The following is a 21073-nucleotide window of genomic DNA, read 5'->3' as shown; positions in this document are numbered from 1 at the left end:
GAGTTTCTCCCAGTGGTTCAGAAAGCGTGAGCGCGGTGGAGCAGGCGCCGCAGGATCGCCGCCTTGGCGGTGAGCGCGAGGACGAGCGCGGCGAACCCGCCCACCGGGCCGAGCGGTGGGACGAGCAGCGCCGCGGCGGCCGCGGTGACGGCGAGCGACACGACGGCGGTGCCGGAGGTCAGTGTCAGTACCTTGCTGTTGGTGTTCTCGACGAGAAAGCTCGCGTAGATCCCGATCGCGTACAGCGTCGTCTCGACGAGCACGAGCACCCCGAGCACGACGTAGCCGTCCTCGGCCGTGAGCAGCGCCCGCGTCACCGGTATCGCGAGCCCGGCGCCCAGTACCACGGCGAACGTGATCCCGGCGCGCTCGACCAGCCGTAGCAGGCCGGCCGCCCTGGCCCGCCCCGCCGCCGCCCCGGTGCCGCGCATCCGCCGCGACGCCGCGGGCTGGTGCAGCTTCAGCTGGTAGAACAGCAGCGAGCAGAACGCGCTCGACGCCAGCAGCGCCAGGTAGAACGGGCCGCTGTCGGTGGTCCGGCCGGACAGCGCGAGCACGCCGAACACCACCGACGTCGCGAGCACGTCGAGCAGTTCGGTCAGGCCGAGCAGGACCGTGCTGCGCCCGTACGCGGGCAGGAGCCGGTGCCCCGCGACACCGTCGCCGCGCAGCCACGGCCCCGGCAGCAGCGCCGCCGAGGTGCCGAGGAGCACGACGAGCCCGCCGAGCAGCAGGGCGAGATGCGTCTCCGGGGACCACCGCACCAGCCAGGTCAGGCCGGTGACGACGGCGACCACGACCGAGGCCGCGGCGAACGCCAGCGCGTCCAAAGTGGACTTTCCGCGCAGCCGGTGCAGCCCGGACACGGTCATCAGCATCCCGCCGGAGATCGACCAGGCCGCCGCCGTCAGGTAGAGCGCCGCGTCCGAACGCGGCGCCACCACCAGCGCGACGACCATCGCGGCCAGCACCGCGAGCACCGGCACGGCGGCGACCCGGACGGCGAGCGCGGCGACGGCGTCGCGGGTCACCCGCAGCCGCGGCAGGCTCTTGAGCGCGGACTTTTCCGCCGCGGTCGGCACGAAGTTCAGCCAGGTCACCAGGCCGAGCGCGTTGGCGAACCGGCCGTAGTCGCGTGCTCCCCACGCGGTGATCAGCACCAGCCCCATCAGCTGGACCGACACCCGGAACGCGCCGCGGCCGGCCAGCAGCCGCAGCACGACCGCCGGTCGCGGCGGGGCCGTGACCGTTCCGGCGGTGGAGGGCACGGTCACGGCAGGGGCACCGCCATGTCCTGCTCGTGCAGCACGAACTTCAGCGTGCCGCGCACCGCGTTCTCCCGGTCGAGCAGTTCCGGTACCGAGGTGGCGGTGAGCACGACGTAGCCCAGCTTGTACCCGGCCTGCTCGTACGGCCGGACGAAGGAACCCTCGTCGGCGAACAGGTGCAGCCCGACCAGGCCCGGCATGGCCCGCACCGCGGCCACACCGTCCACACGGGACAGATGGCCGCCGCGGTCGGAGGCGAGGATGTGCACCAGCGTCGGCCTCGGCTCGTGCAGGTCCAGCCGCACCTCGCCGCCGGTGGCGGCCGCGATCCCGGCGGCGATCAGGTCGGCGCCGTGGCAGTGCTGGATCGCCTCCGCGAGCCCGTTCCCGCCCATCCGCGCGCCCATCTCGATCAGGTACAGCCTGCCGTCGCGGCTCAGCACCGCGTCCAGGGTCAGCGGGCCGGTGCGGTAGCCGAGCTCGGTGCAGATCTGGTCGAGCGCCTCGATCAGCCGCAGCTCGACGTCGGCTGGCAGCTCGCCGGGCAGCAGGTGCGAGGCGGTCACGAAGAACGGCGGCGGCGTGAGCGTCCGGTCGGTGACGGCGTGGAAGACGATCCGGCCGTCGACGACCAGCGCCTCGATGGTGAAGTGCGTGCCGTCGAGGTGTTCCTCCACGACCAGCCTGCCGGACGGGGAGAACGCGAGTGATTCGGTGAACGCCGTGCCCAGCCTGCCGGGGCCGGGGCAGGCCACCACGCCGCGGCTGCCGGAGGAGTCGACCGGCTTGACCAGCGTCGGGAACCGCAGCTGCTGGGCCGCGCGCGCCAGTTCCGGTCCGGGCGTGCCGTCGACGCTGCGGTAGCTGGGCAGGCCCAGCCGGTCACACAGCGCGCGGAACACGGACTTGTCGGTCGAGGCACGGACGGCTTCGGCGGGCAGCGGGTCCGGCAGCTTCCAGTGGCGGGTGAGCCAGGCCAGCGCGGGCAGGCCGACGTCACTGGCGGGGCAGAGCACCCCGGCCAGGTCGCCCCGGCCCGCCAGGGCCGCCGCGATCTGCTCCGGCGCGCGCACGCTGACCTGCAGGAACTCGTCGGCGAACGCCACCGCGGGTGCGCCGGGCCGTACGTCGACACAGATCGTGCGGAAGCCCAGTTCGCGGGCCCGCTCGTAGGTGCTGACCGAACCGTCCGCGCCCCCCAGGATCACCAGGGTTCTCGCGGCTCTGTCGTCTTCGGAACTTGTCACGCTGAAACGCCTTTCCCCAGTTGCACATCGATCAGCCGGGGACCCGCGTCCTCCGGCGTGAAGAGCCGGTCCTCGACGTCGACCACGACGTTCGCCTCCCGGACGTAGAACTGCCGCGGCCGTGGCTGGCCCGCGCCGACCACGACGAGGTAACGCACGGTCAGCGAGAGCACCAGCAGCAGCACGGCGAGCAGCGCGAACAGCGTCGCGGCCGTCGCGCCCGCGCCGAGCAGCCCGCACGCCGCCGCGGCGGCGGCCAGCACGGAGACGCCGCCGGCGAACAGCGCCGTCGCGGAGGCCGCGGTGGTGAGGCGGCGGGTGAACCCGACGAACAGCTCGATGGCGTGCGAGGACAGGAAACCCATGCCCACCTTGGACTCCCCGCGCTCGCGGGCCCGGTGCGCCACCGGAACGGTGGTGTAGCGGCTGGTCAGCCGGGGGACGGTGGCCAGGAAGTAGGGCGTGCCGAGCCGCAGGTCGACGATCTTGCGGGCCAGTTCGGCCCGGACCAGCCGGAACGCGGTGGCGCCCTGGGGGATCTCGATGCGCAGTACGCGACGGCCGACGAAGTGGAACGCGGCGGTGCCCCACCGCCGGATCAGCGGGTCCTGGCGGTTGGTGCGCACGCCGAACACCGCGTCGTAGCCCTGTGCCGCGGTCGCGACGAGCTTCTTCGCCTCGGCGGCGGGGAACTGCTGGTCGGCGTCGATGTGCAGGATCCACGGCATCGACGCGTACCGGTAACCGGCCGAGAAGGCGGCCTCGAAACCGAAATTGCGGGAGAAGGACACATACCGCACGCGCGTGTCCGCGGCCGCGAGCGCGCGGATCTTTTCGAGTGTTCCGTCGCTGCTTCCGTCATCGACGTAAAACAGTTCGAGCGAGTAGTCACCTAGTTCGTTGGTTATTTCCCGATAGGATGGCTCGACGTTGTCGACTTCGTTGAAGCACGGAATGACTACGCTGAGTCCACTGTGGTCGGGTCCGGGAAAATCCCTGGTCATCTGCCGTGTCCGACCCGTGATCTCGGTCTTGTGCTCGCCCGGTCACCGACCGTGGCAGTTTTCCTCATGAATCCCCCAGTCGGATCCGGTAAGGCGTCTTGTGGCGTTGTTCGATCTGCGTTTTATAAGCAGAAAGTCATCGGTTTGGGGACGGTCTCGGGCAAAAGTTACTCCTTTCAGACCAAAGAGAAAGTAGGGTCCTTAGGGCATTCGGGCTGTTCTTCCGGCCGTTGCTTCCCAAGCGCCGCCGGATGACACAGACTGCTGCGCCATGGGGAATCTGGGGGTCGGCGTGCTGTGGCGCGCGGACTATCTGCGGGCGGTGCGGTCGGCGTTCGCCACGGTGCCGTTCTATCGGGAGCGCTGGGCGCTCGACGGTCGCGAGGATCCGGTACTGGTGCCAGGGCGCACCGGAAAGGACGGCGGGGCCGCGCCACTGCCCGAGGCGCTGCACAAGATCGTCGACCTCGTCCCGCTCGCCGGCGGCACCAAGCGGCCCGATCCCGGCCGCGGGCTCGGCCGGGTGCTGCGGACGGCCCGTCCGCCGGGGCGCGACGGCCTGGTCGTGCTGCTCGGCGGCGACGAGCTGCGCCCGCCCGCCGATCTGCCACGCGGCGTGCGCGGCTGCGTCACCGACCCCGACGCGCCCGCCGCGGCGGTGCTCGGCGAGGTGTCGGCCGTGTTGCGCCGGGGACACCGCGTGCTCGCCGTCGGTGACGACAAGGCGATCGTGACGTTCACCGCGGCGGTGCCGGGCGACCTCGCGCACCGGGTCGAAGCCGTGCCACAGCGCGAAATCGATTCGCTGGACGCCGGCCCGTACGGCGTGCTGCACGATCCGGCGCTCGGCTACCTCGGCGCGCTGGGCGACTGCGGCCGGTGGCATCTCGACTGGCGACACGTCTACGCGCGCCTCACCGACGGCGGGCTCGCGTTCACCTTGCTGCGGCAGGATTCCCCGCGGTTCGTGGACGTCATCCCGGCCGGTGGCGTGCGCGCGGAGGTCGCGTCCTGCCCCCGCCACGGCACCCCGGTCGTCCTCGCATGAGATTCGAGTTCCACGATCCCCGCGTCGACCCGGCGCCCGCCCGCTGGCCGGAGTTCTGCCGGGACGCGCGCCTGCACCCGGTGTGGGACTACGAGCTGATGGGCGTCGAGGCCTGGGGCGCCCGCAACCCGCAGCTGCTGGTCGTCGCGGCCGAGGGCGACGCGCTCGTCGCCGCGATGTCCGTGCTGGTCTGCCGTCCGCGGCTGGCGCCCCGGTTCGCGCCCCGGCCGGGCCGCCGCTCGCTGCGCCCGGTCTGGGCCGAGGTGTACCAGCCGTGGCTGAGCGGTTACCCCGGCATCGTGTTCGCCCCCGGCTTCCCCGCCGCCGACCGCGCGGCGTTGACCAGGGCGTTCGAGCGTCAGCTCGGCCGCAGGCTCGGCCCCGGCCTGCTCGGTGTGCTCTACCGCGCGATCGGGGAGGACTTCGCGGAGCAGGTCGGCGGACGCGGCCGGGTGATCCGGCGGGCGGAGCCCACGGCGGTGCTGGAGAACCTGCGTTTCGAGTCCGAAGAGGACTGGATCGGGACGCTGCCCGCGCGCAGGCGGTCCGGCCTGCGCCGACGCCGCCGCCGGATCGCCGAGGATCCGGGACTGGTGGTGCGTGGCGGTCCCGGCCGCGACGACGTCGACGGTGCGGAGGTCGCCGCGTTGATCCGGGCGCACCGTGACCGCTACGGGAAACTCAAGCTGGACACGCGCACCATGCCCTCGGCCGGGTTCCTGCACCGGTTCGTCCGGCGGCCCGACGTGCACACGCTGACCTACCGCGACACCGAGGGCAGGCTGCTCGCGGTGAACACGCTGCTCGATCACCCCGACAGCCTCAGCCTGCAGCACTGGGCGGCGCTGCCGCTGGACGAGCGGGGGCGCGGGGCGGGCCTGTACTTCGACTCCTACGTCCGCGCGGTGCGGCTGCTCGCGCAGCGCGGGGCGAAGGAGCTTTCCGCGGGGCGGGGCATGAGCGAACTCAAGCAGGAGCTGGGTTTTCAGCCACGTCCGCTCTACGCGGCGGCGGCGCCGAGGCCGGTGCTGGGCCGGTGATCGCACCCGCCGCGGCCGAGGTGTCGCATGTGGACATCCACGATCCCCGCGTCGATCCGCCGCCCGAGGGCTGGGCGGCGTTCCGGGCCCGGTGCCTGCCGCCGGTGTGGGACCACGAACTGCTCCGCCGCGAGGCCTGGCTGGCGAAGAACCCGCCGGTGCTCGCCGCGGTGCGGAGCGGTTCACGGGTGGTCGGCGCGCTGTCGGTGATGGTGTGCCGGAGCTGGCGGGCGACCGATTTCGCCCCGCTCACCGGTGGCCGGTTCCGCCCGCGCTGGGCCGAGGTCTATTTGCCGCTGCTGAGCGGATATCCGGCGTGCGTGTTCGACGACGACGTCGGCGACCGGCAGCGCCGGTCCGCGATCCGCCGGTTCGAGCGGGCCCTGCGCGAGCACCTCGGCGGCGGGCTGCTCGGGGTGATCTACCGGGCGATGACCCCGGAGCTGGTCCCGGCTCTGGACGGGCGGGGGCGGATCACCCGCGAGATCGACCCGGCCGCCGTGCTGCGCAACACCTATTCCACTGTGGACGACTGGGTGCGCACGCTCGCCCCGGAGGTCCGGCGGTACCTGCGCCAGGACGTCGCCACCGAGGCGGCCTTCGGGCGCGCGGACCTCGACCCCGGCGAACTCGCCGTCCTGCTCAACGCCCACCGCGCCCGCCAGGACGCGCGCGCGTGGGCGGGTGGGCAGCGGTCGCGGGTCGGCGGGCTGCACCTGGACACCCGCAGCCCGATCGCGCCCGCCTACCTCGACGCGCTCGTCCGCAGGCCGGACGTGCTGACCCGCACCTACCGCGACGGCGCGGGCCGCCTGCTCGGCTTCACCACGATGCTCGACCGGCCCGACGGCTGCGCGGTGCACCACTGGGCCGCGCTGCCCAGCGCGTCCGGCGGCCGGAAGGGGCTCTATGTCGACTGCTACGCCCGCTGCGTGGCGCACATGATCGCCGAAGGGCGTCCGGAACTGACTGCGGGCCGGGCGATGCTGGCCGAGAAGGCCGCGCTGGGATTCGGCACCCGGGCCCTGTTCTCGGTCGCCGTGCCCCGGCCGGTGCTGGGCCGATGAACCGGACCGCGGTCGACGTGCTCGACCCGCGCTACGACGCGGAACCCGGGTACTGGACGGCGTTGCGCGAGCGGGCCGGGCTCCGGGCGGACTGGAGCTGGGCGGTGCTCACGGCCCAGGCGTGGGCCGCGCGGACGCCGCAGCCGGTGACCGTGCTCCGCGACGGCGCCGGACCGCGCGGGGTCGTCGCGGCGGCCTGGGTCACCGGCCGCACCCGGCGCCACCGCTTCGCCCGCCCGTCCGCGCGGCGCGGCTGGCTGGGCGGACTGGACATCCGCGCGCCCGGCAGCAGCGCGCAGCCCGGCTGGTGGTTCGCCGACGCCGGTGGCGACGGCGGCGTGACGCGTCTGCTGGAGTCGTACGTTCCGGCGATGCGCGCGGAACTCGGGCCGGGGTTCCGCGGGATGCTGGTGCGGCAGGTCGGGGAGGCCGGGCTGGACGCCGTCGGCGGCCGGTTCCGGCTGGTGCGGCGGACCGAGGACATCGCCGTGCTCGACCTCGCGGGGTTCGGCTCGCGCGAGGACTGGATGAACTCCTTGGCGCGTAAGCGGAAACAGAACCTGCGCAAGATCTTCCGTACCTTCGACGCCGACCCGTCGGTCGCGGTGCGGTGCGTGCCGGGGGCCGAGGCCGATCCGGTCGCCGTCGCGGAGGTGTTGCGGTACAACGAACGCAAGCACCACGACGTCCCCATCGTGCCACTGCCGCACTTCACCGGATACCTGACGGCGCTGCTGCGGCAGCCCGACGTCCGGGTGATCGAATACGTCGAGACCGCGACGGGCAGGCTGCTCGCCGCCGCCACGCTGCTGGACCATCCGGTGCGGCCGATCGCCCGGCACTGGGGCGCACTGGGGCGGGCGGACGGCGGCCGGTCGAACCTGTACTTCCACTTCTACGGCGAGGCGGTGCGCTGGGCGATCGCGAACGGGCGCGGGTCGGTGGTGTTCGGCAAGAAGATGACGGAGGTGAAGGCGACGCTCGGCGCGCGGCTCGTCCCGCAGTACGCGGCGGCCGTCCCGCTGCTGCGCTGAAGGACGCCTTCGGTGCGCTCAGAGCACTGAAGGCGTCCTTCAGCGCGCCCAACGCACTGAAAGCGTCCTTCAGCACCCCGCTCGCCCCACGAAAGGCCACCAGCAACGCTCACCGTCCCCAACTCCGTACGCGACGCGGGCTTCGATGCGCGGAATCTCGGATGCGGAGGTCGCGGCCCGCCCGGTACGGTCCCGGTTCATGTCCGCAGCTGGGTTCGTCCCTGCCGGTTTCGTTCCGCCCACCTCGTTCGCCACCGACCGGTTCCGGCTCGAACCGTTGGGGCCGCGGCACAATCGGGCCGATCACGCGGCATGGACCTCGAGCATCGAGCACATCCGCGCCACGCCGGTTATCCCGACGGGAACTGGCCACCCCGCGACGGGATGACGATCGAGGAGAACCTCGCCGACCTTCGCCGCCACGCCGACGACTTCGCGCGGGGCGCCGGTTTCACCTTCACCGTCCTCGATCCGGGCGACGGCGACGTCATCGGCTGCGTCTACCTGTATCCCACGGCGGACGCGGACTGGGACGTCACGGTGCAGTCCTGGGTGCGGGCCGACCGGGCGGATCTCGACGGGCCGCTCGCCGACGCCGTCGCGGGCTGGCTCGCCACCGACTGGCCGTGGGAACGGGTGGACCGCTGCGGCCGGTGACTCAGGTACCGGTCGGTGAGCCGAGCACTCCGCGTCGTGCCGCGAAGACGCCGACGGCCAGCTGGCCGCAGGTGACGGTCCCGAGTGCGAGCAGCGGGATCGTCCAGCCGCCGGTCAGGTCGTGGAGGAGGCCGAGCAGGGCGGGCCCGGTGGCGGCCAGTGCGTAACCCAGGCTCTGGGCCATTCCGGACAGCGCGGCGGCGTCGTGGTGGTCCCGCGTGCGGAGCCCGAAGAGCGAAAGCGCGAGCACGAGGCAGACACCGCTGGCGAGACCAGCGGACCAGGACCAGATCCCGGCCAGCCGGGGCGCGCCGATCAGGCCGAGGATCGAGCCGAGCATGAGCGCGCCGCCGCCGATCGCGATCGGCCGGAGGTCACGCACCCGGTGGAGCAGCCACGAGCAGAGCAGGCTGCCGCCGAGGCTGCCGAAGTTGAGGAACGACTGGTGCAGACCGGCCTCGACCGGGGAGGTCCCCGCCGCCTGTTCGATCGGGGACATCCAGGTCAGCAGCACGTAGAAGAACATCGACTGCAGGCCCATGAAAACGCTGACCTGCCAGCCGATGGCGCTGCGCCAGGGGGACGCGGCAGGGCCGCGCTCGGGCCGCGACACCGGTTCCGGCGCGGTTCCCCGGTGGAACAGGAGCGGCAGGAAACCGAGCAGGGCGAGGACGGCGAGCGCGGCCCATGCCCCGATGGCGAGCCGCCAGCCCGCCTCCGGAGACGCCGCGATCGAGGCCGCCAGCCCGGCGGCGCCCGCGGCGAAACAGGACTGCACGGCGGTGTAGGCACCGGTGAGGGGGCCGATCCGGGCCGGGAAGTCGCGTTTGACCAGCGCGGGCAGCGTGACGTTGAGGACCGCGATGGCGGCGCCGACCAGTACGGTGCCCGCCCACAGCAGCCAGCCGGGGTGCAGTGAGCGGACGACGGTGCCGACGGCCAGCAGCGCGACGGCCGCGGCCAGCGTGCGTTCCAGCCCGATCCGCTTCGCGAGGGCCGGGGCGACGGGGGAGACCAGCGCGAAGGCGAGCAGCGGGACGCTGGTGAGCGCGGACACCGCCAGCGCGGACAGCCGGAGGTCGTCCCGGATGTCGTTCACGACCGGGCCGACCGAGGTGAGCGCGGCCCGGAGATTGGCGGCGATCAGGAAAATGCCGGACAGCGCGAGAATCCGCCGCCGCGCGAGCGGCCGGATGGACGTCGGCGCGCTCATCGGACCGGGTCGGCTCCGGGCTCGGCACTGGGCTCGACACTGGGCAGAGCCTCGGACAGCAGCACGGAGTGCAGAGCCGCGCGGGCGGCGGCCTCCTCGTCCCCGGTCTCCACGGCGTTCACGACCGCTTCGTGGGCGGCGTCCAATTCGCCTCGCCGCGCGGCGAACCGCTCGTAGGTGGTGTCGGTGGGCGTGACCCGGTGGACGCTCTCCTCGATGCCGCCGGTTCCCCGGTAGAGGTCGCACAGGAGCGGATTACCCGAAGCCTCCAGCAGGACGTGGTGGAAGGTCAGGTCGGCCGCCATGTATTCGGCGCCGGAGCGGGCCGCGAGCCGGGCCTCCTGCGCGTCGCGAAGCGCGGCGCGCTGCTCCGGTGTCGCCCGGAGCGCGGCCAGCCGCGCGCCCTCGCGTTCGAGGAGGCGGCGAACCTCTTCGACGTGCACCGCCCGCTCGGTGGTGGTTCGGCGCCGCAGGGCGGGGGTCAGCGCGTCGGCGGCGGTGACGTAGGTGCCGTCACCGGCACGCGCGCGCACCATGCCGGTGTGCACCAGCGCCCGGACGCCTTCGCGAACGCTGTTGCGGCTGACGCCGAAGTCCTGCGCCAGCTGGAACTCGGTGGGCAGCTTCGTGCCGACGGGGAACTCCCCGGAGGCGATGCGGCGGCGCAACTGCTCCGCGATCTGGGCGGCCAGCGGGATGTTGCTCTCGAGTCTCGCCACGGGGAAACCGTACCACGAATAGAGCCAAATGTAGGACATTTACGGTTCGCTGGGCTACGCTGTGGTCGTGCCGATGGGGAGGTCGGGCTTTGCCGAAGCGCACGGAGTGGCGGCGTCTGGTACGGCCACTGCTGCCTGGCGACTGGCGGTTGCATCAGAGCGAAAGGCTCGCCTACCGGATCCCGGTCGACTGGGTGCTGCACGGCATCCTCGCGGACGGCAGTATCTCGGGGGAGTTCTACCTGCATAGGCTGCACATGCCGCTTACCGTGCCCTGTGGGGGAGGTCTCGACCTCACCTACTCGCCGCGGCACACCAGGGGAACGCAGACCTACGCGACCGATTCTCCTGATCTGCCAAGGGTTTTGACCGAGGCCATCCGGCTGGTCGAGCGGGAGGCCGCCCGCCGGTCGGTGCTGCGCTCGAAGCCAGGCCCGGTGCGAGGAGACGAAATCCGGGGCTACGAGTTGCTGCTCGCCGGTCGGGCCGCCGGCGCGGTGCGCCGGCTCGACCGGGTGAGCCGGTATTACCCGGACGGGGTGAACTGGGTCGCCGAGGTCCAGCGGCGGGTGGCGGGGATGGCGGCGCTGATTCGCGCCGATCCGGCGGAGGCCGTCCAATGCCTGGAGGGGTGGCGCGCGAACAACCTTCGGGACCTGAAGATCGTCGACGCGGAGGCGGGGCCGGACGTCTGACAGTCTCTTGTGGACACCTGATCCGTCCTCTGTGGACGACGCGGGTCAGCGCAGGGTGCCGGCGCGCAGGCCGAGGGTGGCCTCCATGGCGTGGACGATCAGGGAGCCCCGTTCGGCGGAGCGGCCCCAGCGGACCAGTGCCTGTGCGTTGACGCCGTCGATCATGCCGATCAGCTGCCAGGCGACGGCGGCGGGATCGTCGGTGGTGAACTCCCCGGAGGTCACGCCGTCCGCGACGATCTTCTCCACGGCCTGCTGCCAGGCGTCCATCGCGGCCCGGACCGCCTCGGCGAGGGTGGTGTTGCGCCGTCCCAGTGCCCAGGACTCCACCCAGACCACGGTGACGTCCACGCGGCCCTCGTCGAACAGGGTCTCCACGAGCCGTGCCAGCCGGGCGCTGGCCGCGGTTTCCCCGGATACCAGTTCGAGGACGTCGTCCAGCTCCGCCATGACGATCCCGGTGAAGGTGTCCGCGATCAGCCGGTCCATGTTCGGCGCGTAGTGCGCGACCAGCGCGGGCGTCACGCCGGCGCCGGCCGCCACGGCGCGCAGGGTGACGGCGCCGAGTCCCTGGTCGAGGGCGATCTCGCGGGCGGTTCCGGCGATTTCCGCGGCACGTTCCGCCGGGGCCTTCCGCGCTGCTCGTTTCCTGACGTTTCTTGACATCGGGTACCAGTCTAGTTAGCGTCTCCGCCACTATTGATCGTGCGATCAATAGTGGCCTCCGTGCACCGCTCCGGCTGTGCCCGCCGACCTCTGGGAGCTCGCATGACCTGGCGCATGCCCGCGGAAACCGCGCCACACGAACGCGTCTGGATGGCCTTCCCGCGTGCCGGGCACACCCTGGGGGAGGACGCCGTCTCGGCGGAGGAGGCGTACGCCGCGTGGGCCGCGGTCGCGAACGCCGTCGCGGAGTTCGAGCCGGTGGTCATGGTCGTCGACCCGAGCGAGCGCGATCGGGCGCGGCGCATGCTGGGCGGCGAGGTCAAACAGGTCGAGGCCCCGCTGGACGACTTCTGGATGCGTGACATCGGCCCGACCTTCGTCGTCGACGACGAACGGCCCGGCGTACTGGGCGCGGTCGACTGGGTGTTCAACGGCTGGGGCGCCCCCGCCTGGGCGTCGTGGGAACGGGACCGGGAGATCGGCGGGTTCGTCGCCGACGAGGCCGGTGCGGAACGCGTCAGTTCCCTGCTGGTCAACGAAGGCGGCGCGATCCACGTCGACGGCGAGGGCACCGTGCTGGTCACCGAAACCGTCCAGCTCGACCCCGGCCGCAACCCGCACGCCGACAAGGCCCGCGTCGAAGCCGAACTGCGGCGCACGATCGGCGCGACCCGCGCGGTCTGGCTGCCCCGCGGGCTGACCCGCGACTACGCGGAGTTCGGGACGCGCGGGCACGTCGACATGGTGGCGACGATCCCCTCGCCCGGCCGGTTGCTGCTGCACGCCCAGCCCGACCCCGGTCACCCGGACCACGCGGTGCTGCGGGAGATCCGCGCGGCACTCGCCGGGCAGGCCGACGCCGGGGGCCGGACGTTCGAGATCGTCGAGATCCCGGCGCCGCCGACCCTGCGCGACGCGAGTGGCTTCGTCGACTGGAACTACGTCAATCACCTCGTGGTGAACGGCGGCGTGCTCGCGTGCGGCTACGGCGACGCGCGTGCCGACGCGGTGGCGGCCGGGATCCTCGCCGAGGCCTATCCCGGCCGGCGGGTGGTGACCGTCGACGCGCGCCCGATCCTGGCCCGTGGCGGCGGGATCCACTGCGTCACCCAGCAGCAGCCGGCCACCGGGGGCGGGCGATGAGCGCGTTCGACGTCGTCGAGGCCACGATCGCGCGGCTGCGCGTGGCGCTGGCCGAGGGCAGGACGACGAGCGAGCAGCTGGTCGAGGCCTACCTGGCGCGCATCGAGGCCTACGACCGCGACGGGCCGAAGCTGAACGCCGTCGTGGTGCCCAACCCCGCCGCCCTCGCCGACGCGCGGGCCTCGGACGAGCGCCGGGCCCACGGTGAGCCACTCGGTCCGCTCGACGGAATCCCTTACACCGCAAAGGACAGCTATCTCGCGCGCGGGCTCACCGCCGCCGCGGGCTCGCCCGCGTTCGCCGACCTCGTGGCGCGGCGCGACGCCTTCGCGATCGAGCGGCTCCGGAGGGGCGGCGCCGTCCTCATCGGACTGACGAACATGCCCCCGATGGCCAACGGCGGGATGCAGCGCGGGCTCTACGGCCGCGCGGAAAGCCCGTACCACCGCGACTACCTCACCGCCGCGTTCGCCTCCGGCTCCTCCAACGGTTCCGGCACGGCCACGGCGGCCAGCTTCGCGGCCTTCGGCCTGGCGGAGGAGACCTGGTCGAGTGGCCGCGCGCCCGCGTCGAACAACGGCCTGTGCGCCTACACGCCGTCCCGTGGCGTGATCTCCGTCCGGGGCAACTGGCCGCTCGTGCCGACCATGGACGTCGTCGTCCCGCACACCCGCACCATGGCCGATCTGCTGGAGGTGCTGGAGGTGATCGTCGCCGACGACCCCGACCCGCGCGGCGACTTCTGGCGTGCCCAGCCGTGGGTACCGATCCCGCCCGCGTCGGCCGTGCGCCCGGCGGCCTACGCCGCGCTGGCGGTGGCGGACGAGCGGGCGGCGCGCGACGTCCTGGTGGGCAAGCGCTTCGGCGTGCCGAAGATGTACGTCAACGCCGACCCGGACGCCGGAACGGCGGCGCGTCCGGGTATCGGCGGCCCGACGGGTAGGCGCATCGTGACCCGGGATTCGGTGCTGGCCCGATGGACGGCGGCGCGGCGGGACCTGGAAGCCGCCGGTGCCGAGGTCGTGCTGGTGGACTTCCCGGTCGTTTCCCGGTACGAGGGCGACCGTCCCGGCGCCCCGACGATCGGTACCCGCGGGCTGGTGCCGCCCGGATTCCTGAAGCGGGAGATCACCGACCTCTCGGCGTGGGCGTGGGACGATTTCCTGCGCGCCAACGGCGATCCGGCACTGAACCGGCTGTCCATAGTGGACGGCAACCGGATCTTTCCGCATCCCGAGGGTGCGCTGCCGGATCGCTACCACGGTTTCGACGACGACCTCGCCGCTTACCCCGACCGGGTCCCGGCCGGGCATTTCACCGATATCCCCGGGCTCGCCGAGGGCGTCCGGGGCCTGGAAGAGACCCGCCGCGCCGATTTCGACCGGTGGCTGGACGGCCTCGGCCTCGACGCCGTGTGCTTCCCCGCCGTGGCCGACGTCGGCCGCGCCGACATGGACACCAACCCGGCGTCGGCCGACGAGGGCTGGCGCAACGGGGTCTGGGTGGCCAACGGCAACCTCGTCCCGCGTCACCTCGGCATCCCGACGGTCACCGTGCCGATGGGCGTCATGGCCGACATCGGGATGCCCGTCGGGCTCACCTTCGCCGGGTGCGCCTACGACGACGTCGCGCTGCTGCGGCTGGCCGCCGCGTTCGAAGCGACCGGCACCCGCCGCGTGGCGCCACCACGCACGCCGCCACTGACCCGTTCCTGATCCCATCCCCGACGAACAACGGTGTTCCGGAGGTTCCGATGAGTTCGACACCCCTGTCCCCAGCCGCCGACGTGCCCGTGCGCGGGCCCGGCGGCGGCGTCCGGATCGAGGCCCACGGCATCGACGTGATCGGCGACGAGGAACGGCACGGCCGCGCCCGGCAGCTGTTCGGCGTGTGGGCGGCCCCGAACGTCAGTTATCTCAGCCTGGTGGTCGGGGGAGCGCTGGTGCTGATGGGACTGAACCTGTGGCAGGCGCTGGCGGTGATCGTCGCCGGGAACCTGTGCTGGGTACTGGTCGGGGTGGTCGCGGTCAGCGGGCCCGCCGCCGGGGCGCCGAGCGCGGTGATCATGCGGGCGATGTTCGGGGCCCGCGGCAACCGGGTGGTCATCGGGATCAACGGCTGGTTCGTCTCGGTCTGTTATGTCGCGCTCAGCTGGGCCGCCGCGTCGGTGACGGCGTTCAGCCTGTTCGCCCGGTGCGGGATCGAGCTGGACGTGGTGGGCAAGGTACTGGTGATCGTCGGCATCGCGGCGGTGACACTGGTGATCAGCGTGTACGGCCACGGCGTGATCGTGAAGCTCTACCTGCCACTGACCCTGGTACTCGCGGTGGTTTTCGTCGTGCTGGCCGGATACGTCTTCGGCCACACGGACTGGGCCTACCGGCCGCCGGAGCCGTTGCGCGGTGCCGGGTTGTGGGCGGCGCTCACCGGTGGTCTCGCACTGGTCGCGTCCGCCGCGTTGTCCTACAACAACAGTGCCGACTTCGCGCGCTACCTGCCGCGCTCGACGCGCCCCGCCGCGATCGCGGGCTGGACCACGCTGGGCGCGTTCGTGCCAAGCGTGCTGTTCACCATGCTCGGCGCGCTCGCGGCGACCACTTTGGACATGCGGGACCCGCAGACGGCGCTGGCCGGAGTGCTGCCCGGCTGGTTCACCCCGGTGTTCCTGGTCGCGGTGATCCTGGGCGCGATCGCCAACAACGCCATGACCGTCTACAGCTCCGGGCTCGCCCTCCAGGTGATGGGCGTGCGGCTGCGCCGGTCCCGCAGCGTCCTGCTCGACGGCACCCTCGGCGTGCTGCTCACCCTGTACGCGCTGCTGGTGTCGAACTTCCTCGACGCCGTCAGCCACCTGTTGCAGCTCATGGTCGTGCTGCTCGGCCCGATGATGGCGATCTACGTCGCGGACATCGTTCTGCGCCGCAACCGCTACGACGGCCACGCGCTCAGCGACCAGACGAAGTCCGGCCCGTTCTGGTACGCCGGGGGCGTCAACTGGACCGGCATCGCCGCACTGGTCGCCGGTGCCCTCGTCGCGGCGTCCTGCCTCGCGGTTCCCGGTCTCTACACCGGTTTCCTCGCCGACGCCATCGGCGGGATCGATCTTTCGCTCCCGGCGGGCATCGTGGTCGCGGCGGTGGTCTACTCGGCCGCGACGCGCCCGCGTCTCGCCGCCGCGCGGCGCGCGCACTGACTCTTCGTTCGAGCCCGAAAGGAATCCCGATGACCGAGACCGGCGACCGGAACGACGGCGGCGTGCCGCGCGAACCGGAACTGGTGCACTACCGAGGCGGGCGGATCTTCACCGCCAACGAACCGGCATGGGCGGAGTCCCTGCTCGTCCGGGGGGACACGATCGAGTTCGCCGGGGACACCGGGACCGCGGACACGCTGGCGGCGGGCGCGCGCGTCGTCGACCTCGACGGCGCGTTCGTGCTGCCGGGTTTCGTCGACGCGCACACCCATCTGCTGTCACTGGGCGAGTCGCTGCGGCAGGTGGACCTGTTCGACGCCACCGACCTCGCGGAGATCCAGGCCAGGATCGGCGCGGCGGCCGCCGCCGATCCCTCGGCACCGCGGATTCTCGGGCGCAGCTGGCTGTTCGGCGCCCTCGCCGGGCGGGCTCCGGACCGGCACCTGATCGACGCGGTGGTGGCCGACCGGCCGGTCTACCTCACCGCCAACGACCACCACTCGGCGTGGGTCAACAGCGCCGCGCTGCGCGAACTCGGGATCGGCCAGGACACGCCCGACCCGGTCGGGGGACGTATCGGCCGGGACGCGGCGAACGAACCGGACGGCATGCTCTACGAGTCCGCCGCGCTGGGGCTGCTGCGGCGGTTCCTCGACGGCACGGTGCGTGACGCCGAGCGGGACACCGCGCTGGCCGCCGCCTTCGAGCGTTACCTCGCCGACGGCGTCACCACCGTGGTGGACATGGCCTCCGGCCCCGAGGATCTCGGCGCGCTGGAACGCGCCGTCGAGCGGGGCGGCGGCAGGCTGCCGCTGCGCGTGGCCGCGCACTGGCTCGTCGAACGGACCGGGCGTCCCGAGGACGAACTGGCGCAGGTCGCGAAGGCGGCCGAGCTGAGCCGTCGGCTGGCCGGGCCGTGGCTGCGGGTGACCGGGATCAAGGTGATGGTCGACGGCGTGATCGACAGCTGCACCGCGGCGATGAAGGAACCGTTCGCCGACGGCAGCCACCCCGGCCCCATCTGGGACCTCGACGCGCTCGCCCCGGTGGTCGCGGCGGCCGACGCCGCCGGGCTCCAGGTGGCGATGCACGCCATCGGCGACGAGGCGTCGGACATCGCGCTTTCCGCGCTGGAGCACGCGATCGCGGTCAACGGGCCGCGGGACCGCAGGCACCGCATCGAGCACCTCGAAACCGTGACCGAGGAGAACGTGCGACGGCTGGCGAAGCTGGGCGTGGTCGCGTCCATGCAGCCGGTGCACGCCGATCCGGCCATCCAGGACAACTGGCGCGCGATGCTCGGCGACGACCGGGCGCTGCGTGGCTACCCGTGGCCGGAGTTCACCGCGGCCGGCGCGGTGGTGGCGTTCGGGTCCGACGCGCCGACCGCGCCGCATCCGCCGCTGCCCAACATGTTCGTCGCCACCACCCGGCGCTCGGCGGTGGATCCCCGGCTCGCGCCGAACGTGCCGGACTACGCCCTGCCACTGGCCGACGCCCTCGCGCACGGCACCCGGCACGCCGCGTACTCGTGCCGGGCCGAGCACCACACGGGCCGCCTCGCCGCGGGGTTCGCCGCGGACTTCGTCGTGCTGGACCAGGACCCGTTCGCCGAAGGTCTCGACGCGCTGCTGCGTACCCGGGTCCGGTCGACCTTCGTGGCAGGCGAAACCGCGACCGCATAGACCACGGTGGACAGTCCACAATGGAGTTTTCTCAGTAGTGGTGGCGCCGTTCGACGCCGCGAATGTCGCATGGGTGACACCGTCCCAGCCGGAGCCCGCATCCGGAACGGAGCAGTGCGCTGAGCGCCAATGCCCGGAACTTTAAGGTCTCCGAAGGCCACCTTGAGGGACTTGGGTTCCCTCAAGGTGGCCTTCAGAGTCAGTGGCGGGCGGGCCGCACCGTCGCGGAGACGACCGCGGCGATCGCGGTGAGGAACGCGAAGATCACCGCCAGCCCGATCGGCACCGCGTTGCTCTTGTGGAAACCGAGCACGAAGTCGAGGTGGTCGCCGAAGCTCGTGCCCGGCGGCATCGGCACGAGCGTGGCCACCACCGCGTACAGCAGGGACAGCCCGAACAGCGTCCACGCCGCCCAGAGCTGCCGGGCGAGCAGGAAGCCGGCCGGGACGACCAGTGCGAACGCGGCGATCAGCGCGCACACGACGTTCAGCCACACCGTGCCCGACCACTCGCCGAACGGGCCGCCGATCACCACGTTCGCGAAGACGAACCAGATCAGCGCGATCGCCGTGCAGCCCGCGAGGGCGGCCGCGACCGCACCGGCCGGGAGGTGCGCCCGGCGCCGGACCGGTGCGGGGACCGGCGGGGGAAATCCCTGGGGCACGGACATCCGGGGCTCCTGACGATCGCGGGTGGGGAGCGAGCTTCTCACCTCCCCGGCATCGCGGTCCAGGCGGCTGTCCGGTTCCGGCCGGGGGACGCGCCGCTCACGGCCGGGCGCGGCCGTTCTGGTGGTTGAGCGCGTAGCGGACGGCGTCGGCGCGGGAGTGGAACCCGGCCTTGGCGAACAGGTTGTTGATGTGGGTTTTCACGGTGGCTTCGCTGATCACGAGCTTGGCCGCGATCTCCGGGTTGCGCAGTCCGTCGCCGATCAGGCCGAGGATCTCCCGTTCGCGTGCGGTCAGCGAAAGGTCCGGTTCGGCGGTGCGGGCCGGGCTGCCGGCCAGGGTGAGCAGGCGGCGCTGGACCTCCGGTGAAAGCACGGTCTGTCCTCGTGCCGCGGTGCGCACGGCGTGCAGGATCGTGACGCGGTCGGCTTCCTTGGTCAGGTAGCCGCTCGCGCCCGCCCGCAGGGCGGCCAGGATCGACTCGTCGTCGTCGAAGGTGGTGAGGACCAGGATCGTGGTGTCCGGCAGGTCCCGGTGGATGCGTTCGGTGGCGCCGACCCCGTCCAGCACGGGCATGTTGAGGTCCATGAGCACGACGTCCGGGTGATGCTCCCGCGCGGCTTCGACGGCCTCGGCGCCGTTGGTCGCGGTCGCCACGACGTCGACGTCCTCGGCGAGGCCGAGCATGACCGCGAGCGCTTCGCGGACGGTGGCCTGGTCGTCGACGACGACGAGGGAGATCGCGGTATCGGTCATCGGGGCAGCTCCAGTTCCACGGTCCAGCCGCCGCCGTCGGCCGGGCCTGCCTGCAGGGTGCCGCCGAGCAGGGCGGCGCGTTCGCGCATGCCGACGAGCCCGACACCGGAGCTCTCGGCCGGTCCGGTGTGGCGGGGTCCGGTCGCGGGTCCATTGTGCACGGTCAGCCTGACCTGGTCGGCGGTGAAGGCCAGGCGCAGGTCGCGGGCGGCACCCGGCGCGTACTTGGCCGCGTTGGTCAGCGCCTCCTGCGACACCCTGACCATGGTGTGCGTGGCCTCCGCGCCGACCGGCCCGGCCTCGCCGATGATCGCGAAGCCGACTCCGGCGTGCTCGGCGAGCCTGCGCAGCGTCTCGGGCAGTGGCAGGGTGTCCTCGCGCAGCGCGTGCACCGCGCGGCGGGTCTCGCTGATCGAGTCGACGGCGATGGCGCGTGCCCTGCGGATGGCGGCGGTCGCCTCGTCGTCGCGGCCGCTGTCGCGCAGCGCGTCGGCCATGTCCAGTTGCAGCGCGATCCCGGAGAGCGAGTGACCGAGCACGTCGTGGATCTCGCGGGCGATCCGGCCCCGCTCCTCGAGCGCGGCTTCGCGTGCCTCGGACGCGCGGGCGCGGCGGGCCTCCTCGGCGGCGAGATCCGCGCTGCGCACGGCGTCGAGCCGGTCGTGGTGCGAAATGCCGATGGCGACCGGCATGGCCACGGTCAGCGCGAGCCACACCGGCCACTGCGGGAGGGCCGGGGAGAACTGCCCGACCGCCCAGGTCGCGAAGGCCGCGACGAGCGCGCCGGTGATCGCGATGGCCGCGGCGGCCTTGCGGGAGGCGAGCTTGAGGCCGGCCGCCACGGCGGCGACGTACGGGAACAGCACGCCGATCGTCTGGTGCGCCAGCGGCATCAGCAGCGCGCCGAGCAGCAGGTACGCGCTCATCGCGGCGATCTGCGCGCCCGGGGTGAGCCGGGTCCACGGCAGCAGCGACGCGAGGGCGGCGATGGAGACGAGCACGAACAGCGGCAGGGCCAGCGGCCGGTACGCGATGGGGGCGCCGGGCCACTGAACGGCGGTGCCGACGACCGCGGTGAGGACGAGGAAGGGCTGGATCAGCTCGTCCCGGAAACGTCCGGGGCGGGCAGGCGGCCGCGAGTCCGTCGTGGTCATGGACCGGGTTCCTTCTTGTCAGAGGTGTTCGCGTTCGGGCTGAGTGTTCCACCCGGCCGGACGGCCGTCGCGGCGGCCGAGCTCACGCTGGATGGTGTCCAGCACCGGCGAGGTCCGCGCGGGCTCGCCGTCGCCGCCCTGTGTCCACATGACCTGGTGACCGCCGCGCAGCGCGCGGTAGAGCACGACCAGCCCCTCGGCGAGGATGCCGAGGCCGAGGGTGAGCAGCAGGCTGTTGGACACGCCGCCCGCGTCCTTCGGGTCGAACGTGTCGAGCGCGTAGGTCACGCCCGCCTTGACCGCGATGTTCAGCAGCCACAGCACGACGGTCACGGCGGTGTACCGGACGAAGGCGACGTCGTCGCGCCGGGAGATCCGCACGGTCGCCCCGCGCAGCACGCCGAGGACGATGCCGATCACCGCGGTTCCGATGAGAAAAACCAGTGACAGCGGCGTTTTCACCTCGCCGGACACATTGGTGAGGCCGATGAGGCACAGCACGGCGGGCAGGATGAGCATCTGCTTGGCCTGTGCGGGTTCGCCCATCAGCCGCCGCACCATCAGGTAGGCGACGGCGGCCACGATCAGCACGATTTCCACGGGTCCACTCATGTTTCTCACTGCCTTGGCTCGACTGCGTTCCGATGCCGAAAACCTATGACCGCGCGGCGCCGATGTCGTGGGGCGAGCGTGGTATCCGCGGGTGGAGAAGTTCTCCACCCGGACTACGGCCCGCGGGTCAAGACGAGCACCGGTGCGCGGCCCTAGCGTTTCGTCCCGGATCCCCGCAACCAAGCCGAAACCAGGGAGTCAGCC

The 21073-nt window shown here is 72.5% G+C and carries 20 protein-coding genes; 10 read left to right on the top strand and 10 right to left on the bottom strand.

All coding sequences use genetic code 11. The features are described from left to right. Nucleotides 1–17: 17 nt before the first annotated feature. Genes ABD987_RS28495 through ABD987_RS28485 form a run of 3 tightly spaced genes read right to left on the bottom strand, consistent with a single transcriptional unit; the run spans nucleotide 18 to nucleotide 3519 of the window. Nucleotides 18–1274: a hypothetical protein gene (locus ABD987_RS28495; RefSeq protein ID WP_345400460.1), complete on the bottom strand. Its 1257-nt coding sequence runs from the start codon at nucleotides 1272–1274 to the stop codon at nucleotides 18–20. Then, complete coding sequence (locus ABD987_RS28490; RefSeq protein WP_345400457.1) at nucleotides 1271–2515, bottom strand: ATP-grasp domain-containing protein; 1245 nt, start codon at nucleotides 2513–2515, stop codon at nucleotides 1271–1273. The genes ABD987_RS28495 and ABD987_RS28490 overlap by 4 nt, the downstream gene beginning before the upstream one ends. Next, nucleotides 2512–3519, bottom strand: a complete 1008-nt coding sequence (locus ABD987_RS28485; RefSeq protein WP_345400454.1) for a glycosyltransferase family 2 protein — start codon at nucleotides 3517–3519, stop codon at nucleotides 2512–2514. Before ABD987_RS28485 ends, ABD987_RS28490 begins: the two co-directional genes overlap by 4 nt. Before the next feature lie 322 nt (nucleotides 3520–3841). Between ABD987_RS28485 and ABD987_RS28480 the strand changes: the two genes are divergently transcribed. The 5 genes from ABD987_RS28480 to ABD987_RS28460 all read left to right on the top strand — a co-directional run bounded on the left by ABD987_RS28480 (nucleotide 3842) and on the right by ABD987_RS28460 (nucleotide 8365). After that, entirely contained in the window at nucleotides 3842–4567 is a 726-nt protein-coding gene (locus tag ABD987_RS28480) for a hypothetical protein (RefSeq protein ID WP_345400741.1), read from the top strand. Beyond that, nucleotides 4564–5607 (top strand): GNAT family N-acetyltransferase, encoded by a 1044-nt coding sequence (locus ABD987_RS28475; protein ID WP_345400451.1) that lies wholly within the window; start codon nucleotides 4564–4566, stop codon nucleotides 5605–5607. Before ABD987_RS28480 ends, ABD987_RS28475 begins: the two co-directional genes overlap by 4 nt. Before the next feature lie 29 nt (nucleotides 5608–5636). Next, nucleotides 5637–6674 (top strand): hypothetical protein, encoded by a 1038-nt coding sequence (locus ABD987_RS28470; protein ID WP_425551095.1) that lies wholly within the window; start codon nucleotides 5637–5639, stop codon nucleotides 6672–6674. Next, nucleotides 6671–7708 (top strand): GNAT family N-acetyltransferase, encoded by a 1038-nt coding sequence (locus ABD987_RS28465; protein ID WP_345400445.1) that lies wholly within the window; start codon nucleotides 6671–6673, stop codon nucleotides 7706–7708. Before ABD987_RS28470 ends, ABD987_RS28465 begins: the two co-directional genes overlap by 4 nt. Nucleotides 7709–8020: 312 nt before the next feature. Continuing rightward, nucleotides 8021–8365: a GNAT family N-acetyltransferase gene (locus tag ABD987_RS28460; protein WP_345400442.1), complete on the top strand. Its 345-nt coding sequence runs from the start codon at nucleotides 8021–8023 to the stop codon at nucleotides 8363–8365. Between the two features lies 1 nt (nucleotide 8366). On the opposite strand, the gene ABD987_RS28455 is transcribed toward ABD987_RS28460, so the two are convergent. Together ABD987_RS28455 and ABD987_RS28450 are read right to left on the bottom strand one after the other, a co-directional pair. Beyond that, on the bottom strand, nucleotides 8367–9578 hold the full coding sequence (locus tag ABD987_RS28455; RefSeq protein ID WP_345400439.1) for an MFS transporter: 1212 nt from the start codon (nucleotides 9576–9578) through the stop codon (nucleotides 8367–8369). Then, the gene (locus ABD987_RS28450; RefSeq protein WP_345400436.1) at nucleotides 9575–10297 is read right to left on the bottom strand and encodes a FadR/GntR family transcriptional regulator; all 723 of its coding nucleotides are present in this window, start codon (nucleotides 10295–10297) and stop codon (nucleotides 9575–9577) included. Before ABD987_RS28450 ends, ABD987_RS28455 begins: the two co-directional genes overlap by 4 nt. Before the next feature lie 89 nt (nucleotides 10298–10386). Between ABD987_RS28450 and ABD987_RS28445 the strand changes: the two genes are divergently transcribed. Then, on the top strand, nucleotides 10387–10992 hold the full coding sequence (locus ABD987_RS28445) for a hypothetical protein (RefSeq protein ID WP_345400433.1): 606 nt from the start codon (nucleotides 10387–10389) through the stop codon (nucleotides 10990–10992). A 45-nt stretch (nucleotides 10993–11037) separates the two neighbouring features. Here the strand turns inward: ABD987_RS28445 and ABD987_RS28440 are convergent, their stop codons facing one another. Further along, entirely contained in the window at nucleotides 11038–11658 is a 621-nt protein-coding gene (locus ABD987_RS28440) for a TetR/AcrR family transcriptional regulator (RefSeq protein WP_345400430.1), read from the bottom strand. Nucleotides 11659–11760: 102 nt separating this feature from the next. On the opposite strand from ABD987_RS28440, the gene ABD987_RS28435 reads away from it, so the two are divergent. Genes ABD987_RS28435 through ABD987_RS28420 form a run of 4 tightly spaced genes read left to right on the top strand, consistent with a single transcriptional unit; the run spans nucleotide 11761 to nucleotide 17679 of the window. Further along, entirely contained in the window at nucleotides 11761–12801 is a 1041-nt protein-coding gene (locus ABD987_RS28435) for an agmatine deiminase family protein (protein WP_345400427.1), read from the top strand. After that, complete coding sequence (locus ABD987_RS28430; RefSeq protein ID WP_345400424.1) at nucleotides 12798–14516, top strand: amidase; 1719 nt, start codon at nucleotides 12798–12800, stop codon at nucleotides 14514–14516. The genes ABD987_RS28435 and ABD987_RS28430 overlap by 4 nt, the downstream gene beginning before the upstream one ends. 38 nt (nucleotides 14517–14554) lie before the next feature. Beyond that, nucleotides 14555–15994: a purine-cytosine permease family protein gene (locus tag ABD987_RS28425; protein ID WP_345400421.1), complete on the top strand. Its 1440-nt coding sequence runs from the start codon at nucleotides 14555–14557 to the stop codon at nucleotides 15992–15994. A gap of 29 nt (nucleotides 15995–16023) precedes the next feature. Further along, nucleotides 16024–17679, top strand: coding sequence for an amidohydrolase (locus ABD987_RS28420; protein WP_345400418.1), 1656 nt, complete (start codon nucleotides 16024–16026; stop codon nucleotides 17677–17679). A gap of 199 nt (nucleotides 17680–17878) precedes the next feature. On the opposite strand, the gene ABD987_RS28415 is transcribed toward ABD987_RS28420, so the two are convergent. From ABD987_RS28415 to ABD987_RS28400, 4 genes are all read right to left on the bottom strand, one after another. Beyond that, nucleotides 17879–18349 carry a hypothetical protein gene (locus ABD987_RS28415; protein WP_345400415.1) on the bottom strand — a complete coding sequence of 157 codons (471 nt, stop codon included), beginning with the start codon at nucleotides 18347–18349 and terminating at the stop codon, nucleotides 17879–17881. A gap of 97 nt (nucleotides 18350–18446) precedes the next feature. Then, nucleotides 18447–19103 (bottom strand): response regulator, encoded by a 657-nt coding sequence (locus ABD987_RS28410; RefSeq protein WP_345400412.1) that lies wholly within the window; start codon nucleotides 19101–19103, stop codon nucleotides 18447–18449. Then, a complete protein-coding gene (locus ABD987_RS28405; protein ID WP_345400409.1) occupies nucleotides 19100–20257 on the bottom strand; it encodes a sensor histidine kinase in 1158 nt (385 codons plus the stop codon). Before ABD987_RS28405 ends, ABD987_RS28410 begins: the two co-directional genes overlap by 4 nt. Before the next feature lie 18 nt (nucleotides 20258–20275). Beyond that, the gene (locus tag ABD987_RS28400; RefSeq protein ID WP_345400406.1) at nucleotides 20276–20869 is read right to left on the bottom strand and encodes a CcdC protein domain-containing protein; all 594 of its coding nucleotides are present in this window, start codon (nucleotides 20867–20869) and stop codon (nucleotides 20276–20278) included. Between the last annotated feature and the right edge of the window lie 204 nt (nucleotides 20870–21073).

The organism is Amycolatopsis samaneae, assembly GCF_039541975.1.
Lineage (GTDB): Bacteria > Actinomycetota > Actinomycetes > Mycobacteriales > Pseudonocardiaceae > Amycolatopsis > Amycolatopsis samaneae.
The sequence above is the reverse complement of the archived record's forward strand: the minus strand, read 5'-3'. Positions and strand labels throughout refer to the sequence as shown.